Raw genomic sequence first — 24,871 nt, 5'->3', positions numbered from 1 at the left:
AAGCTCTTGCTGCCCGTCTACTTTTTATTATATGCGAAACAAAAACCTTTTTCCTGTTATATGACAAAGATTTATAATTTTTTATAGCATATTGTTTCGTTTTTTGGTAAAGTTAATTTCTACGTGCAATTATTCCATTCATATTATTTCATATTAAAATTGCAGTTATTAAATTATATAAACCCCATTTAAATGAATCGGTATTTCAAATTCAATTAAGCGCCCTTTTCGGACGCATTTTCTTTGTTTATATATTTCCAGAAGAAAGGATGCTTACAAATGAACGTGATTAGCTTAGATGCTGCTCGAAAACGAAAGCAGCATAAAAAATTAATGATTACTATACCGATTATTACACGTATTTATGAAGAAGACGGGGAAATTAAATTTGAGGTAGCGGGCGAAAAAGATGTACCTCTTGAAATGTTAGAAAAATAATAAAAAACGCATTTCTGAAGAAATGCGCTTTTTTATATTTTTACATTTAAATGCATAAGTTTTTCAGGATTAACCATCATATAAATATTTGAAATTTTCTCATCCTCAAATGCAAACGAAAGAACATACGTTACTTTATTATTTATTGTAACTATAACTCCTGGTATACCATTTACCATTTTGAAATCAACAGTGTACTCTTCTGTCAATCGTTGTGCAATCCCAAAGAACAAACGTATAATTCGATCCGCAGAATAAATCGGATTAATCGCAGTCGTAACTTTACCACCACCATCAGCTTTGAGTATAGCATCTGTTTTTAATACTTCTAACATACCTTCCGCATCCCCACACTGTAATGATGATACAAACTTTTCAACATAAGAAGCCATTTTCTCCGTGCTTAATTTTGATTGCTTCGGTTTCTCCAAAATGCTTTTTCTTGCACGTTGAAAGATCTTCCTGCAGTTCACACTACTCTTATCAACAATTGAAGCTATTTCTTCGTATTCATAACTGAAAACCTCTCTTAATATGAAAACAATCCTTTCTACCTCAGATAGTTGTTGTAAAAGTAATAAATATGCGGTGGAAAGGGATTCTTTCATTATAAATGACTTTGATGGCTCATCACTCTCGTCTACAAGTGGCTCTGGTAACCACATCCCTACATACACGTTACGTTTATGCGCTGCCGATTGTAATTTATCAATTGAACGATTTGTCGCCATCTTACATAAATATGCTTTCATATTTTCTATAGATTGAGGATCTTCTATATTATTTAGCGAGATAAATACATCCTGAACGATATCCTCAGCATCCATAACACTCCCAAGGATTCTGTATGCTAACGAAAATAATAATGGTTGATACGCTTCATATAACTGCTCCGTTTCCATGATGAACTGCCTCACTTTCATATTGCTTTAAAATGTGTAACGCTGCTCGTTTCCCGCTTGCTACCGCAGCATCAGCTAATATTTCATCATGCCCTGCCCAATCTCCTGCAACATAAGCACCTGGCATTTCAGGTATATTAGGACCCGGCTTTTCAACACGGTCAATATGAGGAAAATCATGTACTACTGTTATTTTCGGTAAATATTGCTGTGCAACAACTTCTCTTTTCCAATTTGGATGTAACAACTCCATCGTACTTTCCAACTGTTCTTTATCTTCATGAATATGATTCATCTCTAGCATAGGATTATGGTACTTAATTAGACTCACTGCAATTGATCCATCTTCACTTAATTTAGCTGCTCTCGATTGATTTGTGAAAAATATAGGTTGATCTAATCCTAATACAAATTGATGTGTAGGATTGGGTAATTGTCTCAAGCCAATATCTAATGCAGCAACAGTAACCGGTACCGATTGTTCATTCCATCTATGCAAATTTGTTCCTTCTGCACCTTTTATTATTTTACAAGCCTCTTTTGGCGGAGTCGTCACGATGACTGTATCTACTGCAAAAACCTCATCATCAACACAATGTATTCTTTGTTTATCTTCATAATGCTCTATTTCCAAAACATGCTTTTTAGCCAAAAATTTTACCCCGACATCATTCGCTAAATCTCTTAATTTTGTTATTATCGTCTCCCAACCACCATCTACATAAAGCACTCCTTCTTTTATAGAAAGCTGTATTTGCTTTAGTACAGATGATGCTAATTGTATTGTAGGAGCAAACGTATATGTTGTTGTCCGGCATAGCGCATAAAATATATTACGAACCATTGGATCTTTTATTTCATTTTCTGCCCATGTAGTTAGACTCATTTTCGGAACTTCTCCTACATCTAAATTTCCTAAACGAATCATAAGACGTGAGAATTGTACTTTTGCAGACCACGAAAGTAGTGGTGTTGATAAAATTGAGCGAAAATCTGTTGGGATGGTGAATATATCCCCTTTCCATATTCCATGTGCTTTTGTAGATGGTATTCCACCTGGAAGATTCAAACCGAGCTCATTAAAAGTTATAAACGCTGCCCCGCCTCTATATAAAGCATGTGCACCAAGATTCATGCAGATTCCATTTTTATTTATAGTCATCCCTCGGCCACCGAATTGACTGGATTTTTCTAATACAATCACTTTCTTTCCAGCTTTCGCTAAATATATAGATGCTGTTAATCCAGCAAGCCCACCGCCAACAATTGCTACATCAAATGTATTCATAATAAAATCCCTCCTTATCGTTCTACATACAAGACGAACGATTAAGGAGGGATGTGACATGAAAATAAATTTTTATTACCCTACTTTATTTCATTATTTTTTAATTCGGTCATATTGCATACGAAATAACTCAATTGCAAATGGAATATCCTCTTCACTCTTTATATAATAACTGATCCATCCTGATTCAGGTAATACGTGATGTGGTTTTACCAATCCTTGCTTCACTAATTCATCTCGCTTTAACTTCGGAAATGGTAAATCAGCTAATTTATCACCATGAAGATGGCCAAGTTCTTTCTTACCATAATTTATTTCAATACCACCAAATCGATGCGGTTTTTCAGAAACACCCGCCCAGCTGAGTACTTCATTTCTAATCATTTCACTAAATGACATGAACATTCACTCCTTATAAATGATTGATGTACTTTTAAATTAACATTTTCATTACTTTTTTCCATCAATCCAAAGTATGAATGGGAATACGAATATAGTTTAATCTTTATACTTTATTCTTTATGGAATAAGTGAATTTATTAAGCTACCGACAACAGCACAAAACAAAGACTAGACACATATCCTAATTTTGTAACCTAACTTACCTATAGAAAGGCGGGTAATACAATTGACTGCCAACATCGACTATACCTCCCCCTCAACCAATTTTACTTATGATGTAAATAAAAGTAATTTTTTTCGGAAAGATGCCCAAAATTATATAAATGTACTTGGTATTAAACAATTAAACACTTTAGAAAATACTTCTTTATTAGATATTTATTTAAGTACAGGAAATGTTGTAGAACCACATATTCATCAAAATGCAGCTGAACTTGTTTATTGTATTTCAGGGTCTGCTGTTGTTTCTTTACTTAATCCATTTACGAATCAAATATTAAACTTACCGATAAAACCGGGGCAAGTTGCCAACATTCCACAAGCGTGGTGGCATTATGAAATTGCTACAGCTGATAATACTCATTTATTAGCTATTTTCAATGCCCCAGCGCCAGAAGTTATTTTCGGTTCTGATATTTTAAGATTAACTCCTGCTCATATGATGGCCCATACTTACTGCCTCAATGAACAACAATGGAAACAAGCGGTTTCTCCTATTCAATCAACTACTGTTATTGGCCCTCCGGCAAACTGCAATCAAAACCGTGGAATGAAAAATTACCCAACCCAACCCCTCCCTCAACAACATAATCCGTATCCCCAAGATTCTTATTACTTTCCTCTTTACTGGGGCTATTAATTTGTAAATTTTTAAAAGAATCATCATTTATCTCCTAGGAAAATACCGAGGAGATTTTTTTATTGTATGTTCTCTTCCTATTAATAATAGTAACAATTGATAGTGTACATACATATAATATTTATATATTAAATTGGAGGTGATAGTACTATGAGTAATTATAACTATCGAAAAAACTACTCTTATAATAAAAATAGTAGCTCTTCAGCATCCTCTCAATCTTCCAATTCTCAATCTTCCAATTCCCAATCGCAAAGAGACTTAGCCGAGCAAGGCTATGTAAAGAAAAAAGGATGTAACTGTAATAAAAATAAATAGTTTATTTTATGGATGAATTCTTTTTTAAAAGAATTCATCTTTTTTTGCTGATCGGAAATTTTTAAAGTTACATAACTTATGCCTTAAATGAGAAAGGGTAAATTATACTTTTTTATACGAACTTAATAAAGAGTAATTGTTCAATTGATTTATTACTTATTTCCTCAAAAAATATAGTCCTTCCTAAATTTATTAGGAAGGACTATATACAAACCCCTGTTTAATTTCCTACTAAACATTGTAACAAATTAAACGATATTAATACCTGCACTTACAAATCCAGCAACTGCAGCTATTGGACTTGCTGCTGTTAATGAAACATACAGTAGTATTTTATCTCCAGCCGCTACTGGAATAGCTTCAGCAATGATTCCTGATGCTGTAGAACCAATCGCTATTGCGGCAAATGCTGGTGTTAATAAAAGAGGTGCGCCTTGTACTGTAAACGTATTGCTTGCTGCAGGTGCAGTTAATATTTGTATTTGCACTTGAACAGGTGATAATGGAGCTAAAGCAGCTGTTGCACTAAAGAAACCAGCTAATGACGTAATAACCCCTGCGCGTGGTGCTACAAATGCATAATCACCTACACCTAATGCTAATGTGATACTTGTTCCACCAGTTAAAGCTACACCAGGCTGACTAAATCCAAATCCAAGAAGAGTTCCTGTATTAGCTATTAACGCGTTAACTAACGCAGATGGTGTTGTACCTGAAGCAAATGGAATAATAGCTCCGCCACCAGTTGCTCCTGTTGCACCAGTTAAACCTGTTGCACCAGTTAAACCTGTTGCCCCCGTTGGACCTGTTGCTCCTGTTGGACCTGTTGATCCTGTTGGACCTGTTGATCCTGTTGCTCCTGTTGCTCCTGTTAGGCCTGTTGCTCCTGTTACTCCTGATGGACCTGTTGATCCTGTTGCTCCTGTTGGGCCTGTTGATCCTGTTGGACCTGTCGCTCCCGTTGGACCTGTTGATCCTGTTGCTCCTGTTACTCCTGCTCCTGTTGGACCTGTTGCTCCTGTTGCTCCTGTTGCTCCTGTTGCTCCTGTTGATCCTGTTGCTCCGCCTCCTGGACCTGTTGGACCTGTTGGACCTGTTGGGCCGCCTCCTGGAGTAGCACCAATTAATTGAGTTAATAAGTTTAATAAAAGTTGTAAGCTTGCAGGGTCAATAATTAAAGAGAAGAAGAATGGTGCAAGAGCACTGTAGAATTGTTGTAATAAAGAAAGTAATTGACTTAGATTTGGGTTAGGAGATTGTAGTAAATTAATAATACTTTGAATTAATTGTTTTAAGAAATTCCCTTCTGGAGAAGGTGCTAATTCATTTAGTAAGTTCAATAGTTGAGTAAACAAATTGAGTAAAGCTAATCTGTTTGCATCACTTGGATTTGCAAAAAACGCTGCAATAGCCGAAATTAAAGAGTTTAGTAAAGTAATTAATCTACCTAATTGCTCACTAGTAATTGGAACTGTTTGTGGATTGTTACAGCAATCTGGAGTGAAAACAATCGGATTATTGCAGTGGTTATGACCGAAACAATTATTACTTGTCATTTATGTCCTCCTTACTTGTTTTATATTTGAGTTTTTCCTATTATAAGGATCATAAAGTTGTAAAAGAGTATGTGTTATATATTGACTTAAAATAGGAAACATGAAATATAATTAAACTTGCAAACGCTATTTAATTATGTTCATGACTCACATATTAATTATATGTTTTTAATAATTGACTGCTTAGATTAAATACCTAAACTTAAGAGTTTATTTTATTTTTCCACGTTTATCTCTTAGGTTTAAATACACATATTAATTTGAATATACTCAACAATTAACAGTGCCATTTTTTTCATATAAATATACCTTATTTCTTTACTAAGATTGTGTTCTCTTTTTAAACATGAAGCCGTTTGTATTATAGAGAACTCTCATATACTATGTTGCAAAATTCATTTTATATTTTATTCCAATACACTATGAAAAGGATTGAAGTTAAAATTCCTATCATTCAACCATTTATAACAGCTAGAAATTGAATGTACCTTCACTTAATTTTAACTATTCAAATATAAAACAAAAAGGACAGATTCCTTTTCATTAAGGAACTGTCCTTTTAATTAATAATGATAAATTGTAATATAATTGAAGATCCTTGCGATGGTGGTTGCGTATCCAATAAAGTTAATTTACCAGCACTCACTTCATATAATGGTTGTGGTTGCAGTATTCCGTTAACAAACAAATTAATATAAGAAACTTCACTAGGAGACAAAATATTCGTTGTACCATATTGAGGTATCCCGTCAGCATCTGTATATATAAGTTTCTCTCCATCTGCAAAAGTGTAATATAACAAATTGGTTGTGGTTATAGGACCAATGCCCCCAGTAGGACCTGTTGCTCCGGTTGCTCCCGTTATTCCAGTTGGGCCTGTTGCTCCGGTTGCTCCCGTTATTCCAGTTGGGCCTGTTGCTCCGGTTGGAATATAAATTGGTGGAAGAATCGGAAATGTAGGTCCAATATTTTCTGGTCCTATCATCCCCTTATTCAATGATAATTTGTCATTGCGTTTCAAGTTAATACCTCATTCCACATGTTTTTTAACCCATACATATCATTTAGAACTTATCATTAAAGAATAACTTTATAACTATTCTCTTTTCTTCTCATAATAATTATTACATGTATTAAACATTTTACCGTTGCTATAGCCACTATTATTAATATAATAAATTGATCATTCTATTTAAAAAGTAGTAAATCTATAACATTCTTATTTAAAAAGATGAGGTGATTTATATTCAAGATAATAATGAAATTAGAAAAAAGGAACTAATGTCAATGGCTCTTGACATTATTTTCCCTTACAGGCTTACGGGGCCTACCGGAAGTACTGGACCTACCGGGAGTACTGGACCTACCGGAAGTACTGGACCTACCGGGAGTACTGGACCTACCGGGAGTACTGGACCTACCGGGAGTACTGGACCTACCGGGAGTACTGGACCTACCGGGAGTACTGGACCTACCGGGAGTACTGGACCTACCGGGAGTACTGGACCTACCGGGAGTACTGGACCTACCGGGAGTACTGGACCTACCGGGAGTACTGGACCTACCGGGAGTACTGGACCTACCGGGAGTACTGGACCTACCGGGAGTACTGGACCTACCGGGAGTACTGGACCTACCGGGAGTACTGGACCTACCGGGAGTACTGGACCTACCGGGAGTACTGGACCTACCGGGAGTACTGGTTCAATCGTTACAACAAACTCTATGTTCGCTAATAATACATCAGGTGGTTCTGTTTCAGTCGTATTAGGAGGAACAAACATTCCACTTGCAAATAACCAAAGTCTCGGTAATTTTACAGTTAACGCTTCAAATGACGTATTTACAATTCCTGTAACTGGAAGATATCATTTAACCTATCAAGTTAATACGACAACCGCTCTACTTGCTGGAACTAGACTACTATTAAACGCTTCTACGCCAATTCCTGGCTCTATTTTTTCTCCCACTTTATCCACTTCAAATTATAGTAATAACTTAATTACTAATTTAAATGCTGGTAATACAATCTCACTACAATTATTTGGTATATTATCCGTCGTGAATTTAGTTGGAGGCGGATCAACAGGTGCCTCTCTTACAATTATACGAATTGATTAAAAAAATGATTCATTCTTTTTATAATAAACAATCTAAATACTCAATTGATAAATATTACGATAGTGATTAAGTAATAAAAATAAATTTTACTATATCCATAGTAGAAAACATCTATACTAAATTTTCCGTATATATATTATCAATTTACACTTCACCCATGTCGATGTTACATTAAAGATGAAGATTGTTTCTTCTTTACAGACCATCTCAATATGTATTTGAGGAACATCTCCAATCCTATACGCGAGAGCAATACTATATTGACACTCAATTGAGTGTCTTTTTTTATATTCAAAAAATAAAACCATCTCTTATAGATGGTTTTAACAATACATATTTACTTTTACTCTTTATATTATTGCCAGCTTATAAAGCTGGATAATAAATAGTCATACTTAACCGAGTTAATGTTCTTCCTGAATTAGTATAAGTATGCGGTCTATCCGCCTTAAAGCGAATTGAGTCTCCATTATTTAACGTATATTGACAATCATTTATGTCAATTGTCAATTTCCCTTCAAATACCGTTATAAACTCTTCTGTTCCTTCTTTATGCGCTTCTGAACTTAATTTCCCTTCTGTATCAATTTCAACCATATAGATTTCAAAATTCCTATCATCTTGGAAAGGAAATGAGGGATACACCTTATATCTCCCATTGTCTTCAGACAATACTTGAACATCATTTCGTAAAACTACTTTCGTATCAGGCTGTGGATTATTAATTAAAGAGGTAAATGATACTTTCAAACCATTAGCAATTTTCCATATTGTTGTTAGTGTCGGGCTTGAATCTCCTCTTTCTATCTGTCCAATCATTGTTTTACTTACACCTGTTAATTGAGAGACCTTTTCTAAACTTAATTTTTCTTTTTCACGTATTGATTTTAAATTTTTTGCCAGAATAAGTTGAATTTCTTCCATAAAAAACACTCCTACACTGTATACAATATAACGACCGTTATGTATAATAAAAAGCACACGTTATATTGTTCTTTTTGGTCATTATAACACACAAAAAATAGGGGGTTTTGAAATGCCTATATTTTCTTTTTTGTTATTTGTATTTATAAGTAGCTTCACACCTGGTCCCAACAATTTCTTAGCTATGACATACGCAAATCAACATGGATTAAAGAGAAGCATAAACTTTTGCTTCGGAGTAGCTTTTGGTTTTTTCATCCTCACTTCTTTATGTAGTTTTTTTAATATTGTATTAATTAATATTATCCCTTTAATTGAATTTCCTTTAAAAATTTTAGGTGTCGCGTATATGCTATATTTAGCCTTTAAAATAATTACTAGTAAAGGCGGTGCAGATCACAATGAAAAAAATAATAAAAACTTATTTACAGTGGGTATTTTCATTCAATTTGTTAATCCAAAAGGAATATTATTCGGACTCACAGTAGTCTCTACTTTTATACTCCCCTACTACAATTCATATTCAAGTTTTCTGCTTTTCTCATTATTTCTAGGTATAGTCGGTTTACTGAGTACATTTAGTTGGAGTTTATTTGGTTCAATATTCCAAAAATTATTAGTAAAACATAACCAATTATTCAACATGATTATGGCTGTTTTATTAGTTTTCAGTGCCGTTTCAATCGTTATACACTAATTCGATGCTCATTTTAGATTTTGTACTTTTTAATACCACTCTTTATCAATCAGACTACTTTATATACTAATCCATCCACATACCCTATGTGGTTTAAAACTTTTAAGAGGAAACCTTCTAACAATAGGTTTCCTTCCATATCATATTAAATAAGAAGCAGGTTAAATACGGAGGTGATTTTGATTAAGACTACTTTAATTTCTCATTTTTACAATGAAGAATATTTACTTCCATGGTGGTTAATGCACCATACAAAGCTATTTGATCATGGCATTCTTATTAATCGTGGATCCACTGATCGTTCAGTTGAAATCTGTAAAACATTCGCTCCTAATTGGGAAATACGAAACTCAAAATCACTCGAATTTGATGCTTATTTAGTTGATCAAGAAGTTATGGAAATTGAAAGAGAAATTCCAGGATGGAAAATGGTATTGAATACGACAGAATTCCTGTGCTGTTATAATAAAGAACAATTTTTTAAATCACTTAGCACTATGGGCGGCAATATGTTTTCAATAAGAATGATTATGATGATTGATGAACCGACTTATGGCTACACTAATCCAAGATATAGTTCTCCGCTTGTTAAACAACGTTATCACGGCATAATAATTCAACCTAATCCAAATCAACTATATCTTAACGGTAGATTAATTCACAATAATTCGCACGGGAACTATAGAGTCGGGAGACATGGTTCGCATTATCCTTATAGCATTTACATGGAACCTGCTTTTATTTTTAAATTTTTTTACAGTCCATGGAACGATCCAATGAAAAAACGAAAATTACAAATTGGGCCGACTCTTTCTCAACATAGTGTACGACGTGGATTAGGTTCTCATCACTTAACAACAATTGAAAAATTAGAAAAAAAATACAAATACTATGCAACCTTAACTACGGATCTCCGGTTATTCCCAGAATACCAAATTATATTTCCTGATCTTTGTCCTTAATGTCATGAATATTTAGTTTCGACATCTATCCGTTTTTTATTAACATACCAACTCCAACTAAATACTTTTCTCTAGTAGAAATCTGAGCTAGAACTCTTGCAGCACGCAAATTCCTCTTATTTAATCTCGTATCACTAGCCTATAATCTTTCATACCATTTCATTAAGCACTTGATGTTGGATCAGAAATAAAAAATGGTAATTCATTTGGAAAATTTTCAAATTCAGATTATATACCTTCTAAAACAAAGAATTCAAACAATAGAACCTAAACTAATGTTTTAAGTTATGGCTTTATTTTTTTATTATTCACTTTAAAATCTTTTTATAATAATATTGAAAAATACGGTATAATATAAATTACTGTGCTTTAGGAGGATTACAATGGCTGATAAGTATAAATTTTTCATTCTCATTGTTACCGCATTTTTTTCATTCTTTTCTTTAATAAAAGATTTTCGCAACACTTCAAAAAGTTTCTTTTGGGGTAGTTTTATCATTCTTACAAGCTTCATGATACTATTAATACATGCTCTAGATTTAACTCAAATACTTTTTTATCCAAAGCAAATTGCGCTTGAATTTATTACAATACCACGGAAATTATTTTTACCATCTGTCACTGAGGCCGCCAGTCTCCCTCCAACACTAAGATAATAATTTGATTAAGAGCTCTTTCTAAAAGCGCTCTCTTTTTTTTACATAAACATACCATATACAAAATCCAACCTTAACCACTTAATTACTTATAAGAACCTAACTTATAAAACGCATAATAATTATACTTATTTACTAGTATACAAGCCGTATCTCTTAGTAGAAGCACAGCATATTATACGATACAGGACAAAACTTTCAAAACACTTGTCCGAGTTAATTTTCAAAAAGGGGTGAACATAAATGCCTATCGTTAAACCTTTTATAGCTGGAAGACGATTTGTAAGTACAGCCGCAACAGGAACTGCTGCTGGTGCAGATTTAACTTTTGCTAACACAGACTTCACTGATGACACTGGTGCTGTAACAACATTCCCTGCTTCTTATGCCTTTTTAACACTTTATATTAATGGTGTTATTCAAACAGGTGATACTATTACTGGTGTAACTACTACAGCTGCTACTATTGTAGGAGGAGCAGTCCTAGATGGAGGCACTCCTATCGCAATTGAATTTACTATAACGTAAATTTAGTTTTCTTTTTAGAGGTTTCATTGAAAGAAACCTCTAATTTTAAAAATTCACATCAATTTTAGTAGCAACTACATAATACAGTGCACATACTAGATAGAATGATAGAATTTTATACTCACTCTCAAAAAGAGCACTTATCTATAGCGATCTTTTATATAGCGCAATAATTTTTCGCCTATTTGCTCTTGGAGAACCGACTAAGCAGTTAGTTAAATTAGCTAACTGCTTTTTCCATATAGTATTTATTATTATTCATAGCTTTATCCGTAATAGTAATGCTTGTGCACTATCTACTATAAATTTTCATATATTGTATTATGCTTGTCCAAAATGTGAAGTTAATACTCACGAAATCTAAATACAAGAAAGGAGTGAAAATATGCGCTCATCCATTTGTAAATTCGCTAATTTTAATTGTGAAGCACAAGCACCTAGTTCACTACCTGCCCTAGGTTTTGCCTTCAATGCTACTTCACCTCAATTTGCAACATTATTTACACCACTACTATTACCTAATACAGGCCCAAATCCTAACATTACTGTCCCTGTAATTAATGATACAATTAGTACTGGAACTGGTATTAAAATTCAGGTAGCTGGTATTTATCAAATTAGCTATACATTAACGATTAGCCTTGATAACGTTCCATTAGCCCCGGAAGCAGCTCGCTTTTTCTTGACATTAAATTCATCGACTAATATTATTGCAGGATCCGGATCCGCAGTCCGTTCTAATATTATTGGAACTGGTGAAGTCGATGTATCAAGTGGGGTCATTCTAATTAACTTAAACCCTGGTGATTTAATTCAAATTGTCCCCGTTGAAGTAATAGGTACAGTAGATATTCGTTCTGCAGCGTTAACAGTTGTGCAAATTCGTTAATAAAGTGAAACTTTAATCAGCCCTCACCTAACTTCTTTGCTTCCGCTGAATTTTAAGGTGGGGGTCTTACTGTCCGGCAAATAGCAGGATAAAAACAAAAGACTTAGCTAATTAACATTTATTGTTCCTTATACACAATATCTTTTTATAGATTTGACACACATTTATATTAAACAAGCATATTTTATTGTATGACTATATAGTCATACAAATCTAAAGCGTTCATAAAAGCACACTTATATGTGTGCTTTATTTTTAATTAAAACCTACAACATTCTCACACAATATCCATATATTATCTTGATTCCTCTCTAAATGTATGGTTTGTCTCAGAGCGCTTTTAACAGCGCTCTTTTTATTTAAACTCCGATTTTTAAAGTTCGATTTTATGATTTACGTTATTATACACATGCCACGCTACTTTTGAAACAAGGTATACATCCAAAGACTGTAAGTGAGCACTTCAGTTATAAAGATATGTTCATAACATTAAATCGCTATTCACATGTTTTGCCTGGAATGCAGGTGGATGCTGTTAAAATATGTAGTGAAAGACCATTTGGATAGTAATATTTGTAAATATAAAAAATGCGGTTTCTCCTCTCAAGAGAAACCGCAACATATCAATGCTTTTACTATATTTTAAACTGACTCGTATACAAATCAAAATAAAACCCTCTATCTTCCATGAGAGATTCATGATTCCCTCTTTCTAAAATATTTCCATCTTTTATAACAAGAATTTGATCTGCTTTTTCAATTGTTTTAAGTCGATGAGCGATCACAAAACTTGTGCGACCTCTCATTAAATTATTTAGTCCTGCTTGTATTTGTAATTCTGTTCTTGTATCAATATTTGATGTCGCTTCATCGAGAATTAATATATCTGCATCTGCTAAAATTGCTCGTGCAATCGCTAGAAGTTGTTTTTGCCCTTGACTTAAATTCGATCCTTCTGAAGCAATTTCTGTTTCATATTGATTTGGCAAATGCTTAATAAAAGAATGTGCAGATGCTGCCTTAGCTGCAGTGATAACTTCTTCATCAGTAGCATCTAAGCGTCCATAACGGATATTATCCATAATCGAACCAGCAAATAAATACGTATCCTGTAAAACTACTCCTATTTTACTTCGTAAAGAATTAATATCATAATCTTTTATATCTTTTCCATCAATATGAATTTGTCCTTGCTGTATATCGTAAAAGCGAGTTAACAAATTAATGATTGTTGTTTTCCCTGATCCAGTCGGACCAACTAAAGCAATTGTCTCTCCTGGCTGCGCTTTAAGACTCACTTCTTTTAAAATCGTTTTATTTTCTGCGTAGCCAAATGAAACATTCTCAAGTGCAACATGCCCTTGTAAATTTTGTACAACGAATGCGTCTTTTTTATTTTGAATTTCTGGTACCTCATCCATAATTTCAAAAACACGTTCTCCACCAGCAACTGCCGCTTGAATTGTATTCATTAAAGTCGCAAATTGACTTAGCGGTCTTGAGAATTGACGAGAATAATTAATAAAAGCCGCAATAACTCCTACTGTTGTCATTCCGTTTAAGACCATAACTGATCCAGTCCCAATGACAAGGCCCATACCTAAATTATTAATAAAGTTCATACTTGGAAAAATAAAAGCTGAAAATGTATCAGCCTTCGTAGCTGAAACTCTTAGCTGTTCATTAATTTTATTGAAATTTTGTACAGTTTCTTTTTCTTTTCCGTACAACGTTGTAACATCCGCACCTGTAATTGCTTCCTCAATAAATCCATTTAATTCACCTAAATCTTTTTGACGCTTCGCAAAGTTTTTACCACTATATGCAACTAGTTTTTTTGTAACGTAAAACATAATAGGTACTGTAATTAAAGTTACAATTGCTAAAATCCAATTTAAGGCGAACATTGCAATCGTTACACCTATAAAAGTTAATGCTGATGAAATAATTTGTACAACGCTTTGTGTCAAAGCTTGATTCAAATTATCTATATCATTTGTCACACGGCTCATTAAATCACCTTGAGAACGCACATCAAAGAACCGTAAAGAAAGCGTTTGGATTTTCTCAAAAATATCTTGTCGTATTTTTTGAATTGTTTTTAATGCAACGTTAATCATGACAAACGTTTGTAACCATGTTAAAAGTACAGTTACACCATAAATCGCGATAAGTAACATACACATTCTTGCTGTACCACTTAAATCTTTCGGTACAATATATTGATCTATAATGACTCCCATAAAATAGGGACCTAATAATCCAAGTAATGTAGTAACAACGACTAGAAATATAACAAACATAAGAGCAGCTTTTTGATAGCCCATATAGTTCCATACCCGCATTACAGTTCCTTGAGCATTTTTAGCTTTTCCCATCTTTGGGGTGTTTCGTCCACCTTTATTAGCAAATTGCCCTTGAAAATTACGCATGTTCTTCCCCACCTTCTTTATCTAAATTACCACCTTGGGAAAGATAAATTTCCTGATAAACCTCACTTTGTTCTAACAATTGTTCATGTGTACCATTGCCAACTAATTCACCATTATCTAATACAAGTATTTTATCCGCATCCATTATGGAAGAAATTTTAGACGCAATTAATAAAGTTGTTGTGCCTGTATATTTTGTTTTTAAAGCTATTTGAATAGTAGCCTCTGATTTTGCATCAACTGCTGATGTAGAATCATCTAATATGAGAATCGGTGGCTTTCTCACAAGTGCCCTTGCAATTGATACACGTTGTTTTTGTCCACCTGATAGATTTGTCGCGCCTTGTGTTAAATTATATTGATAAGATTCTTCCAGCTTATTGATAAACTCAGTCGCACAAGCTGATGCAGCTGCTACTTCCAGCTCGTCATGTGTTGCATCTTCTTTACCATAACGTAAATTTTCTTCTATACTGCCTGAGAACAACAACGCCTTCTGAGGTACAAACCCTATTGAAGCACGGAGTTTTTGCAAATCATATTTTTTAACATCTATTCCATCTATACATATTTCACCATGATCCACATCATATAGACGTGGTAACAGTTTCGCTAAGGTAGATTTACCACTTCCAGTTGATCCAATAATCCCTACTTTTTCACCTTTTTGTATGCTAAACGAAATATCTTTTAAAACGTATTCATTATTTTTCGTATAGCTATAACTAACATTTTTAAATTCGATATTTCCTTCAATTTTCTCAGGTTCGATCGCATACGCTTCGCTTATAATATCAACCTCGGTATTTAACACTTGCTGTACACGATCCGCAGATGGAAAAGCTCGCGCAATTTGAATAAATACCATGCTAATCGACATAAGTGACATTAAAATGATATTCAAGTAATTAATAAATGCCAAAATCGCTCCTACTTGAAGCGTTCCATCGAATACTTTTTCTCCACCAATCCATAATGTTGCGACAATCCCGCCACTTACAACTAGCATAATGATTGGCATCATTAAAGAAATAAGTTGCACAGCTCGAATATTTATCTTCGTTAAATTTGTATTTACATTTCCAAATTGAGCGATTTCGTATTTTTGTCTTACATACGCTTTTATAACACGCACACCAGATAAATTTTCTTGTAGCTTTGTATTCACTTTGTCTAATGCCTCTTGCACCTTTTTAAATGTACCACTTGCTTTACTTGCAATTAAAATAATCGCAAGTAATAAAATCGGAACAACTACAAGTAATATTGGAAATAACTCTCGCGCTGTTACAAAAACAATAATTATACTTCCGATAAATAACAGTGGACCACGAACGAGAACACGTAATGTCATCGTCATTGCCGATTGAATGGAAGTGATATCATTTGTCACGATCGTTAATAATTTACCTGTTCCAAATGAGTCCCGATTATTACTAGAAAATGTTTCTATTTTCGCAAACACATCTTTTCGTATGTCTGTAGCGAAATTAACAGCTGCTTTTGTAGAATACATCATACACCCAAGCCCTCCAACTAAACCGAGTGCTGCTGCTCCTATCATAAGAAGCCCCATTTTTATTACATAATTTAAATCCCGATTTGCAATCCCAACATCAATGATATGTTGCATAATAGTCGGTTGAATTAAGTCCATCGCAACCTCAAGTACCATAAATAGCGGCCCAATAATAGCGAAGAACATGTATGGTTTTAAATACTGTAATAACTTACGAAATGATTTCATACATAATCTCCTTTTCCCATGAAATTACCACTGAATAATTCATATCCCTCCTTATTTAAGCTATATATTTTGTAATTTCTTTATTACTTCTATTATATTATGTAAATTAATATTTAACATTATTAAATGATAAGTATTAATGACTTTGTAGTCAATAAATGTGCTTTATATTATATAAATACAAAAACCGTATTCTTAATGAAAAGAATACGGTTTTTCATCTATATTTCTTCAATTGTAAAATGTAAAAACTCAGTCTCAAATCCCTTATTTTTAGAAGGACTACACGTGTAAAAACCTATTTTAACAGGCTCCTTCCCTATATCCTCCATTAAATGAGCGATTCTTATTTGTTCCCATTGATGGCCCTTTTTCACATATATTGTGTAATCACCGCTTTTTCGAATAATTCGAAAACGAAGTTGTTGCTTAGCTGCTTCAGTTGGATAATTTTGCGTTGACCAGTCAGAATATCCATTATTCGTTACGACAGCACCTAAGTGAGATGGCCCTTCAGGGATATATTCTAAAGATGTTTTTAGCCAACAGTTCTCCGAAATCATAACAAAAAGACCTGCTTGATCGAATTTTGAATTTGGATTCATACGTAACTGAACTTCAGCTTGAAAGTCTGTCATCATCTCATTATAAAATACATGACCATTCATTACTTCAAAACCATAATGTGTTTTAAGCCAAAAATCAGTTTCTGCTTTCGAACGGACAATAAACGCATGATTATCATTAATTTTATAGTATTCAGGTACATTCATTATAGTGAGTTGCTCAATATGTTCTGGTATATACGATATATTCATAGCTCCTCCATAATAAAGCATTTATATAGACATTTAAAACTCCGCTAATACTGGGAATTTATAACCTTTAAAATCTAACTCTTTATCACTTCGAACCATTAAATACTTGCTAGACTGTACTTCTGTAAACTGTACATCCTCAACCCCTAATTGATCCGGAGAAAAATAAAATTCGATTTCCGTAAACCTTTCATTGATTTCTCCACATAATTCATCTAAAACCGGAAGTACTGGCGCAAATACTCCAAATAATTTCAACTTTTCATTTTCTACTTCATAAACGATTAGAGCATCTAGTTTCTCTGAATAATACAATTTCTCATTCCATTCCGAATCATACATATTCAAATAAAATGAAGGATGGAAGTTTAAAGTTGAAAAACTATTTGAAAGTCTTTGGCTACTATCAATAGTTTCATGTATTAACTGTCTATTCTCTATATTATAGTAATCTAACTTTTTAAGTAGTGAATCGTTATTATTAATATTTTTATCATATGGTATAGTCATCAAATATTCCTGCACAACTTTAAATCCAAATGCTGTATATAGTTCAGGGTTTTCCGTAAACAATAATGCACATTCACATTTCTTATCGATTTCTTCTATCATTTTATCCATTAATTGTGTCATTAACCCTTGTCTACGGAAATTAGGGTGTGTCATTACTGATTGAATACCCGCCGCATTTATTTTTTCACCATTAATTAATAATGGGAGTGAAAATGCCGCAACATTTGCAATCACTTTATCTTCTTGTAAAAACGATAAAGCTTTATATGTATCATCCCAATATCCTTTATCCGAAAAATCATTCAATGTTTGAGTTTTAATTCCAAACACTTCTTCAAATAAAGGAAATAACTGCTCTCTTTTCGGTTCTTCTATTAGAATACTTGCCAATTTTTCAACATTCCCCATGTTGTACCTCCAAATGTTAAATTCCATTAAATTAGATATACTTATATGACCTACTCTTAAAAATAGAGGTCTTACCAATCAATATACTATCATAAAACATAAAAAAAAAGTCTAATTAATTTTATGTTTTGACTATTTGAAAATAAGTCGAATAAAACAATATTAAGATTTCTGGATATTAATTAGTTTATTATATAAAAATAGCGCCTTCTAATTAGCTTTTACTAATAGAAATACACTATTTATAATAAAATATTTTTATTCTTTTATCCCTTCAAGTCTTTCCTTCGTATTAATTTCTTCTCCACTTATACGCTTTTCAAAAGACTTTCTCCAACTACTTGAAAGTGCATTTACTTCTAATATTCTTTTTACCCCTTCAATATTTTGTTTTTCCTTATGCATGATACGATTAGCAAACGCTATTGAAACACCTTTCGGATCAGACTGTAGACTTTTTAATGTATCGACTGATGATACCCATCCTTCTTTTAATACACGAAAATAAAATCCTGTATATCCTGTTTCTTGAAAATATAGTGGTAACTTTGGAATATTATATTTTTTTGCTAATTTAAAACAAGGTTGCCTTGGTTGTGTTACCTGTACGATTGCCTCTCCGAGCTCAAACGTATCACCAATACAAACATCCTCTTCGCGCATACCACTAACTGTTATATTTTCTCCGAAAGCCCCATATACAAGATCTTGATTCAATTCTTTTTCCCAGTATGGATAGTGATCACCAGTATAAACACAAACTGCTTTATCTACTCCTCCATGATGAACTAAGTCCGCCTGTCCATCTCCATTAAATTTTACAAAGGATAAATATACCGGTTCCTTTACTTGTTTCTTATTTATGCCTGTATGAATTACTTTTCCGCCGTATATAAACTCTTTTGGTAATCCTATATTTAAAGATAATAATTGATATTCATTAGCCATTCTATTTCCTCCTTTAAAGGTGTTACATGTATTTTCTCTCGATTAATTTTTACAACCCTCTCTGTTACATAAAGATGATTATAAAACCTCTAAAATCATTGTTCAATTCAATTATTTATATAATAATGATAGGTATAACCTATCATTATACTTGAGGTGATTCCAATCGAATTACGACAACTTGAATACTTTTTAGCTGTTTCAAAAGAATTACATTTCACAAAAGCAGCTGAAAAATTAAATATTTCACAGCCTTCACTAAGTCAACAAATACGTGCATTAGAGCATGAAGTAGGAATGCCACTTTTCGATCGAATTGGTAAAAAAATATCATTAACTGAAGCAGGGAAGATTTTATTATCACATAGTAAAACCATTTTTCATGAAGTCGAACAAGCTCGTTCAGCTATTCAAGACCTAAACGGATTACAGCAAGGTTCCTTAACAATAGGGGCTTTGTTAACCGTCGTAAATTATTTACTACCAACAGCTATTTTAAATTTTAATAATTTATATCCTAATATAGAGCTTTCTGTATTAGGGCTTCGTACAGGAGATATTCGTGAAAAATTATTACAAAACGAACTAGATATTGGAATTACATTTCTCCCGGTGCAAGATAAAGAGATTATCTCCATCCCTCTATACAAAAGCAATCTTACATTGGTCGTGCCCACTGGTCATCGATTAGCTGAACGTAATCATGTATCTATTGCTGAATTACAGAACTACCCTTTAATTCTTTTACCTAAAAATTTCTTTTTAACCGAACTAATTACATCTCATTGTCAAAAGTTAAACTTTAAACCAAGGCCAATTTTAGAAATTAGTACGATGGAATCTTTAATCCAAATGGTTTCCAAAGGAATGGGAATTACAGTGTTACCCAAACCATATATAGACTTTTTACAAAATAAAAACATTCAAGCTATTAAAATAGAAAACCCTACTCCAATAATTGAAATAGGGCTAATTTATAGAAAAGATAAATATATGTGTGCTGCAACTCGAGAATTTATTGAGCAACTAAAAATCACAGTACGTTCTTTCCAAAACTAAACAAAAGAGATTATCCTATGAAACCGTTTCACAACAATTTAGTAGAATAATCTCTTTTCAAAACAAAGTAAACATTATATTTAACTCTTATAAACTTTAATGTACCTTTTTAGATATTGGAATATATTTAGTAAAATATGCACCAACTAGCAATAATACAATTGAAAATAACCAAGTAAAAGCACCGCCAAAATGAAACCAATATGCAAACATATTTAAGATTGCAAGTGAAAAGAAGCAAATAGAAGTTACCGCACTTTTCAATCCTTTTATCCCAGACTTTTTTCTCTTTTGATAAGCAATATACATCGCAATGACAAGAAAAAAGATAAGAACAAATGGTAACATAACTTTTAGTATTGATAATCCCTCCAGTATAAATGCACTCTTTACATCACCATCTTATCCCATTTATCTTTTAGGTATCAATTCATTCTTATCTTCCTTCCAAAAGTCAGTATAAGTTTTATTTTTAAAGTTCACGTTCACCTCAGAAAACGGCATACTTCCTCCAACTTTCAATGAATACCAGTCGTTTAAAAGTGGTGATCCGAAACAAATCTTCATTGTACGATCATGTAAATCGAATAATACAGAATGTAAAGTTCCAAACCATTCTTCATAGTTATGCACAGTAAGTCCAGCAGGATATTCTTCTTCTACTAACTTTTTTAAAGACTCTATGCTTACTTGTTCACATCTATTTAAATGCTCATGTAAAAGGTGATATCTCTTTGTTGATTGTTCTAATTTCCTATTATTTAATTTCTGAATTGATGAACTAACTGCATGGTTTGTTGATACAATAAAAGCTTGTTTTTCACCATCAATCGTTATTGTGGATTTATGACCGTCAAATATTTCAATATATGCTGCATTTAAAGGATCAGCTATTATTAAATTAATATTACTAGCAATTGGGATTTCTTCTATTAGTAACTTAGCTTCCTGCACATTTTTACATTTCTCCAACAACAATCGAATTACCGCAAAACATTGTAAACCACTCACCATTGGCTTTCTTAAACCTGCAATATTTCCTACTGGTTGACCACATGATGAAAATGTAACAGCTAATCCATGCTCGTTTATCCCTTCCGTTCGGCCAAAATATTGAGTAGAAAAGCCACTATGTGCATACGCACCTTCAACATGAGTTGAACAAAAACGCATATCATCTATTACTGGTGACAAATCATAATTCCTTAATACATATGTGTGCTCTAAATCGGTCTTTTTAGGTAATACTGCACAATGACTACAACCTGCTTTCAATAGTGTTTGATAGTAATACATCATATTTTTTGAAGGGATTTTTAACACTTCACAAAACCCCTCAATTTCTTCATTTATGCCTGGACAATGTTTGTTTAGTATATTTCTCGATTCTGTCCAATGGTTATTAGATATTACATTTTCTTCGTGTATAAATTGCGGGATGAGATACGGATTTTGTTTCACGAATTCCCCTTGTTGCTTTCCAATCTCATAATAACTTCCTTTTAATGATGAAAAATACCCCTTTACTTGATACATCAAACTCCCCCTCACATTGGATATATCCATATCGTACCAAATGAATTTCATTCATCCTTGATGTTTTTTACTATCTTTCTTTAACACCATCCCATTTTAATATCTCCACTAATAATTATTTACTAGACAATTAAAGTTTTGTTAATATTGCTGTAATAGCTTTATTTCAAAATAAAGTAGTTTGGATATCAAATGAGCAAAATACTTTGTTAAACCCACTTATAAGCAATCATCTAATTCATGAAATCAAAAAACTTATTTATCAAAATAAAAGGAGAATTTATGTATGAGTAGTTGCAAACCAATTGATAAATTAACTATTGAGGACCTAAAACAAAACCCCATTTGGGAATGGGCAATACATGAAGAGGAAAACGAAGAACATGACGAAACATGGGTAAAACCAGCGGCAACTACTAATTTTACAGAAGAATTAAACGGTTCAATCGTACTAGGCGAATTATTCTTACATAATGGTAAAAAATTCCCTATGATGTGTGAAATTGATATTGAAGGTGACGAGGCCGTAATTCGTTCTGTTGTTTATTATAAGGAAGCAAAAAATGAGTATATTGCTATAGAAGATATTGTGAAAACGGTCGAAATGCCGTTATCGATTATTATTAATCTTACAATTCATGCAGAATCCAAAACCTTACGCTTCACTGCACATAAAGTAGATATTTATAAAAATTCAATAACGACTAATTTTAATTAAAGTCGGCCGAAATAAAGAAAACAATTATGAAATACAAACTGGGGAGTCATTAACGATTCCCCAGTTTTTTAAACTATATTAAAGTATCCCCTTTTCCACTAAAGTCTCTGCGATTTGAACTGAATTCCAAGCCGCACCTTTTAATAGGTTATCGGAAACAATCCAGAGGTGGAATCCGTTTGGCGTATCAGGATCTTTACGTATTCTTCCGACAAATGTATCTATTTTCCCTTCTGCATATAATGGCATTGGATACAGCTGTTCACTAGGGTTATCCTGCAAAATAACACCTGGTGCATCCATTAGTATTCCCTTGATTTCCGCAACGCTTGCTTCTTTTTCCAGTTCTATATAAACCGATTCTGAATGCCCCGATACAACTGGAACACGTACACAAGTAGCTGCCATTTTCAAGTTTTCATCTTCTAATATTTTCTTCGTTTCTTGAATCATTTTGACTTCTTCAAAAGTAAAATCATTGTCTGTAAATATATCTACTTGAGGCAGTACATTAAATGCTATTGGATAATGTTTTTTATCTTTTTTCACCGGTAATATATCACTCTTCACTTCTTCACCTGCAAGTATAGACTTAGCCTGCTCTTGTAATTCATGAATCGCATGAATGCCAGAACCCGATACAGCTTGATATGTTGAAACGATAATTCTTTCTAAACCAAATGATTTTCGAATCGGCTGAAGTGCTGTTACCATCTGTAATGCTGAACAATTTGGAACTGCAATGATACCTTTATGCTGTTTTAAAGTGTGCGCATTCACTTCCGGAACAACGAGCGGTACACCTTGTGCCATTCGGTACTCACTTGTGTTATCAATTACAATCGCACCACTAGAAACTGCATGAGTTACAAATTGTCTAGATACTTCTCCCCCAGCGCTAAAAAAGGCAATATTTACACCTTCAAAGCTAGTTGTTTTTGCCTCTTGTATAATTATCTCTCGTCCTTTGAATCTTACTTTCTTACCAGCGGATCGTTTTGACGAAAGCAATGTAACTTCAACTATATTAAACTTCATTTCATTCTCTAACAGTTCAATAATTTTTTGCCCTACCGCACCTGTAGCCCCAACAACAGCTACATGATAGCCCTTTTTGATCATCTTTTCTCCTCCAATATCACCTGAATGAATATTTCTACAATTTCATTTTATACAGAATTTAATCATTTGGAAAATTAAAATACATGATATAATCATTCACAAATCATGATAATAAAAGAGGGATCGCTTATGGAAATGAGACATGTTAAAACATTTTGCGCCATTGTGAAGTATGGTAATTTTTCTAAAGCTGCGCACGCGCTAGGTTATGCGCAATCTACTGTTACAGCACATATGAAAGCTTTAGAGAACGATTTACATATTCCTCTTTTCGATCGGTTAGGGAAAAAAGTGCTACTTACAAAAGCAGGTCATCAATTTCATCCTTATGCATTAGAATTACTTTCAATATATGAAAAAGCGCAAGAAATCCCCCAAAATACAGATTATTTAGAAGGTACATTAAGTATTACATCTAATGAATCATTAGCGGTATACCGATTACCACAATTATTACGTACTTACAAACAGAAAAATCCGAAAGTAAATATCGTACTTGAAACAAACACAAATGAACAAGCATTACAAAAATTACGTGAAGGAGAAACAGACGTTGTCTTCATAATTGGAGAAAGTATAGAACATAATGATTTTATTACGCGTACTTTTAGTAATGAAACATTTGGATGGATTTTACCACCTTATTCCGCTGCACATACAAATCCATTCCAGTTATTACAGGAAACTCAGTTCATTTTTACAGAACAAAGTTGCGGCTATAGGACAATGGTAGATCGTTTTTTACGTCAAAGCGGAAATATTCCAGCTAAAACATTTGAAACTTCCAATGTTGAAGTCATTAAACAATCCGTCATGTGTGAGTTAGGCATTTCAATTCTTCCTTATATCGTTGTACAGGAAAGTTGTCAAAAAGAACAACTATGTTTTCAGCCTATCGAAACTCCATCCGTTATTCAAAGTCATGTAATCTATCATAAATCCAGATGGATTTCCCCGGTGTTACAGTCGTTTCTTTCCTTACTTGAACGAGATTAAGATATTAAGAAGTACATATAAAAAGAGTAATTGC

General features: G+C 33.2%; 25 protein-coding genes. 11 read left to right on the top strand and 14 right to left on the bottom strand.

Annotated elements, in window-relative coordinates:
- Positions 1 to 279: 279 nt before the first annotated feature.
- Positions 280 to 438: a hypothetical protein gene (locus MHH27_RS12140; RefSeq protein ID WP_001100984.1), complete on the top strand. Its 159-nt coding sequence runs from the start codon at positions 280 to 282 to the stop codon at positions 436 to 438.
- Between the two features lie 32 nt (positions 439 to 470).
- On the opposite strand, the gene MHH27_RS12135 is transcribed toward MHH27_RS12140, so the two are convergent.
- The 3 genes from MHH27_RS12135 to MHH27_RS12125 form a co-directional block, all read right to left on the bottom strand.
- Positions 471 to 1,340 carry a sigma-70 family RNA polymerase sigma factor gene (locus MHH27_RS12135; RefSeq protein WP_340944827.1) on the bottom strand — a complete coding sequence of 290 codons (870 nt, stop codon included), beginning with the start codon at positions 1,338 to 1,340 and terminating at the stop codon, positions 471 to 473.
- The gene (locus MHH27_RS12130; RefSeq protein ID WP_340942655.1) at positions 1,318 to 2,628 is read right to left on the bottom strand and encodes a phytoene desaturase family protein; all 1,311 of its coding nucleotides are present in this window, start codon (positions 2,626 to 2,628) and stop codon (positions 1,318 to 1,320) included. Before MHH27_RS12130 ends, MHH27_RS12135 begins: the two co-directional genes overlap by 23 nt.
- 93 nt (positions 2,629 to 2,721) lie before the next feature.
- Complete coding sequence (locus MHH27_RS12125; protein ID WP_000010317.1) at positions 2,722 to 3,027, bottom strand: luciferase domain-containing protein; 306 nt, start codon at positions 3,025 to 3,027, stop codon at positions 2,722 to 2,724.
- A gap of 229 nt (positions 3,028 to 3,256) precedes the next feature.
- Between MHH27_RS12125 and MHH27_RS12120 the strand changes: the two genes are divergently transcribed.
- On the top strand, positions 3,257 to 3,889 hold the full coding sequence (locus tag MHH27_RS12120; RefSeq protein WP_000126322.1) for a cupin domain-containing protein: 633 nt from the start codon (positions 3,257 to 3,259) through the stop codon (positions 3,887 to 3,889).
- A 566-nt stretch (positions 3,890 to 4,455) separates the two neighbouring features.
- Here the strand turns inward: MHH27_RS12120 and MHH27_RS12115 are convergent.
- Positions 4,456 to 5,763 (bottom strand): exosporium glycoprotein BclB-related protein, encoded by a 1,308-nt coding sequence (locus tag MHH27_RS12115; protein WP_340942653.1) that lies wholly within the window; start codon positions 5,761 to 5,763, stop codon positions 4,456 to 4,458.
- Positions 5,764 to 6,322: 559 nt separating this feature from the next.
- Positions 6,323 to 6,784 (bottom strand): DUF4183 domain-containing protein, encoded by a 462-nt coding sequence (locus tag MHH27_RS12110; protein ID WP_340942652.1) that lies wholly within the window; start codon positions 6,782 to 6,784, stop codon positions 6,323 to 6,325.
- A 281-nt stretch (positions 6,785 to 7,065) separates the two neighbouring features.
- On the opposite strand from MHH27_RS12110, the gene MHH27_RS12105 reads away from it, so the two are divergent.
- Positions 7,066 to 7,884 (top strand): BclA C-terminal domain-containing protein, encoded by an 819-nt coding sequence (locus MHH27_RS12105; protein WP_445688693.1) that lies wholly within the window; start codon positions 7,066 to 7,068, stop codon positions 7,882 to 7,884.
- Positions 7,885 to 8,250: 366 nt separating this feature from the next.
- Here MHH27_RS12105 and MHH27_RS12100 read toward each other — a convergent pair whose 3' ends face one another.
- Positions 8,251 to 8,865 carry a helix-turn-helix domain-containing protein gene (locus MHH27_RS12100; RefSeq protein ID WP_130813712.1) on the bottom strand — a complete coding sequence of 205 codons (615 nt, stop codon included), beginning with the start codon at positions 8,863 to 8,865 and terminating at the stop codon, positions 8,251 to 8,253.
- A 55-nt stretch (positions 8,866 to 8,920) separates the two neighbouring features.
- On the opposite strand from MHH27_RS12100, the gene MHH27_RS12095 reads away from it, so the two are divergent.
- The 5 genes from MHH27_RS12095 (at position 8,921) to exsF (ending at position 12,540) form a co-directional block, all read left to right on the top strand.
- Positions 8,921 to 9,505 (top strand): LysE family translocator, encoded by a 585-nt coding sequence (locus MHH27_RS12095; RefSeq protein WP_048558440.1) that lies wholly within the window; start codon positions 8,921 to 8,923, stop codon positions 9,503 to 9,505.
- Positions 9,506 to 9,684: 179 nt separating this feature from the next.
- On the top strand, positions 9,685 to 10,467 hold the full coding sequence (locus tag MHH27_RS12090) for a glycosyltransferase family 2 protein (RefSeq protein WP_000598282.1): 783 nt from the start codon (positions 9,685 to 9,687) through the stop codon (positions 10,465 to 10,467).
- Positions 10,468 to 10,850: 383 nt separating this feature from the next.
- Positions 10,851 to 11,123, top strand: a complete 273-nt coding sequence (locus MHH27_RS12085; protein ID WP_000774116.1) for a hypothetical protein — start codon at positions 10,851 to 10,853, stop codon at positions 11,121 to 11,123.
- A gap of 243 nt (positions 11,124 to 11,366) precedes the next feature.
- Positions 11,367 to 11,651 (top strand): DUF4183 domain-containing protein, encoded by a 285-nt coding sequence (locus tag MHH27_RS12080; protein ID WP_001123247.1) that lies wholly within the window; start codon positions 11,367 to 11,369, stop codon positions 11,649 to 11,651.
- Between the two features lie 385 nt (positions 11,652 to 12,036).
- The gene (gene exsF, locus MHH27_RS12075; protein WP_340942649.1) at positions 12,037 to 12,540 is read left to right on the top strand and encodes an exosporium protein ExsF; all 504 of its coding nucleotides are present in this window, start codon (positions 12,037 to 12,039) and stop codon (positions 12,538 to 12,540) included.
- Between the two features lie 635 nt (positions 12,541 to 13,175).
- Here the strand turns inward: exsF and MHH27_RS12070 are convergent.
- The 5 genes from MHH27_RS12070 to MHH27_RS12050 form a co-directional block, all read right to left on the bottom strand.
- Positions 13,176 to 14,972: an ABC transporter ATP-binding protein gene (locus MHH27_RS12070; protein ID WP_016081661.1), complete on the bottom strand. Its 1,797-nt coding sequence runs from the start codon at positions 14,970 to 14,972 to the stop codon at positions 13,176 to 13,178.
- The gene (locus tag MHH27_RS12065; protein WP_097925449.1) at positions 14,965 to 16,719 is read right to left on the bottom strand and encodes an ABC transporter ATP-binding protein; all 1,755 of its coding nucleotides are present in this window, start codon (positions 16,717 to 16,719) and stop codon (positions 14,965 to 14,967) included. Before MHH27_RS12065 ends, MHH27_RS12070 begins: the two co-directional genes overlap by 8 nt.
- A 221-nt stretch (positions 16,720 to 16,940) precedes the next feature.
- The gene (locus MHH27_RS12060) at positions 16,941 to 17,537 is read right to left on the bottom strand and encodes a DUF1349 domain-containing protein (RefSeq protein ID WP_090976545.1); all 597 of its coding nucleotides are present in this window, start codon (positions 17,535 to 17,537) and stop codon (positions 16,941 to 16,943) included.
- Between the two features lie 33 nt (positions 17,538 to 17,570).
- Entirely contained in the window at positions 17,571 to 18,458 is an 888-nt protein-coding gene (locus MHH27_RS12055) for a GNAT family N-acetyltransferase (RefSeq protein WP_090976543.1), read from the bottom strand.
- Positions 18,459 to 18,716: 258 nt separating this feature from the next.
- Positions 18,717 to 19,406, bottom strand: a complete 690-nt coding sequence (locus MHH27_RS12050; RefSeq protein ID WP_340942645.1) for an MOSC domain-containing protein — start codon at positions 19,404 to 19,406, stop codon at positions 18,717 to 18,719.
- Positions 19,407 to 19,562: 156 nt separating this feature from the next.
- Here MHH27_RS12050 and MHH27_RS12045 point away from each other — a divergent pair, with 156 nt between their 5' ends.
- Positions 19,563 to 20,465, top strand: coding sequence for a LysR family transcriptional regulator (locus tag MHH27_RS12045; protein WP_053564520.1), 903 nt, complete (start codon positions 19,563 to 19,565; stop codon positions 20,463 to 20,465).
- A gap of 96 nt (positions 20,466 to 20,561) precedes the next feature.
- On the opposite strand, the gene MHH27_RS12040 is transcribed toward MHH27_RS12045, so the two are convergent.
- Both MHH27_RS12040 and MHH27_RS12035 read right to left on the bottom strand, forming a co-directional pair.
- The gene (locus tag MHH27_RS12040) at positions 20,562 to 20,813 is read right to left on the bottom strand and encodes a hypothetical protein (protein WP_000936604.1); all 252 of its coding nucleotides are present in this window, start codon (positions 20,811 to 20,813) and stop codon (positions 20,562 to 20,564) included.
- A gap of 63 nt (positions 20,814 to 20,876) precedes the next feature.
- The gene (locus MHH27_RS12035) at positions 20,877 to 22,001 is read right to left on the bottom strand and encodes a C45 family autoproteolytic acyltransferase/hydolase (protein WP_090976539.1); all 1,125 of its coding nucleotides are present in this window, start codon (positions 21,999 to 22,001) and stop codon (positions 20,877 to 20,879) included.
- A gap of 286 nt (positions 22,002 to 22,287) precedes the next feature.
- Between MHH27_RS12035 and MHH27_RS12030 the strand changes: the two genes are divergently transcribed.
- Positions 22,288 to 22,719, top strand: a complete 432-nt coding sequence (locus MHH27_RS12030; protein ID WP_098284435.1) for a hypothetical protein — start codon at positions 22,288 to 22,290, stop codon at positions 22,717 to 22,719.
- A 78-nt stretch (positions 22,720 to 22,797) separates the two neighbouring features.
- On the opposite strand, the gene MHH27_RS12025 is transcribed toward MHH27_RS12030, so the two are convergent.
- The gene (locus MHH27_RS12025) at positions 22,798 to 23,841 is read right to left on the bottom strand and encodes an aspartate-semialdehyde dehydrogenase (RefSeq protein WP_098284434.1); all 1,044 of its coding nucleotides are present in this window, start codon (positions 23,839 to 23,841) and stop codon (positions 22,798 to 22,800) included.
- Between the two features lie 129 nt (positions 23,842 to 23,970).
- On the opposite strand from MHH27_RS12025, the gene MHH27_RS12020 reads away from it, so the two are divergent.
- Complete coding sequence (locus MHH27_RS12020; protein WP_090976533.1) at positions 23,971 to 24,837, top strand: LysR family transcriptional regulator; 867 nt, start codon at positions 23,971 to 23,973, stop codon at positions 24,835 to 24,837.
- Positions 24,838 to 24,871: the final 34 nt, after the last annotated feature.

Source organism: Bacillus sp. FSL L8-0152 (genome assembly GCF_038006365.1).
In the GTDB taxonomy this organism is placed as follows: domain Bacteria; phylum Bacillota; class Bacilli; order Bacillales; family Bacillaceae_G; genus Bacillus_A; species Bacillus_A cereus.
Note: the sequence above shows the minus strand (reverse complement) of the source record. Positions and strands in the feature narration are given on the sequence as shown.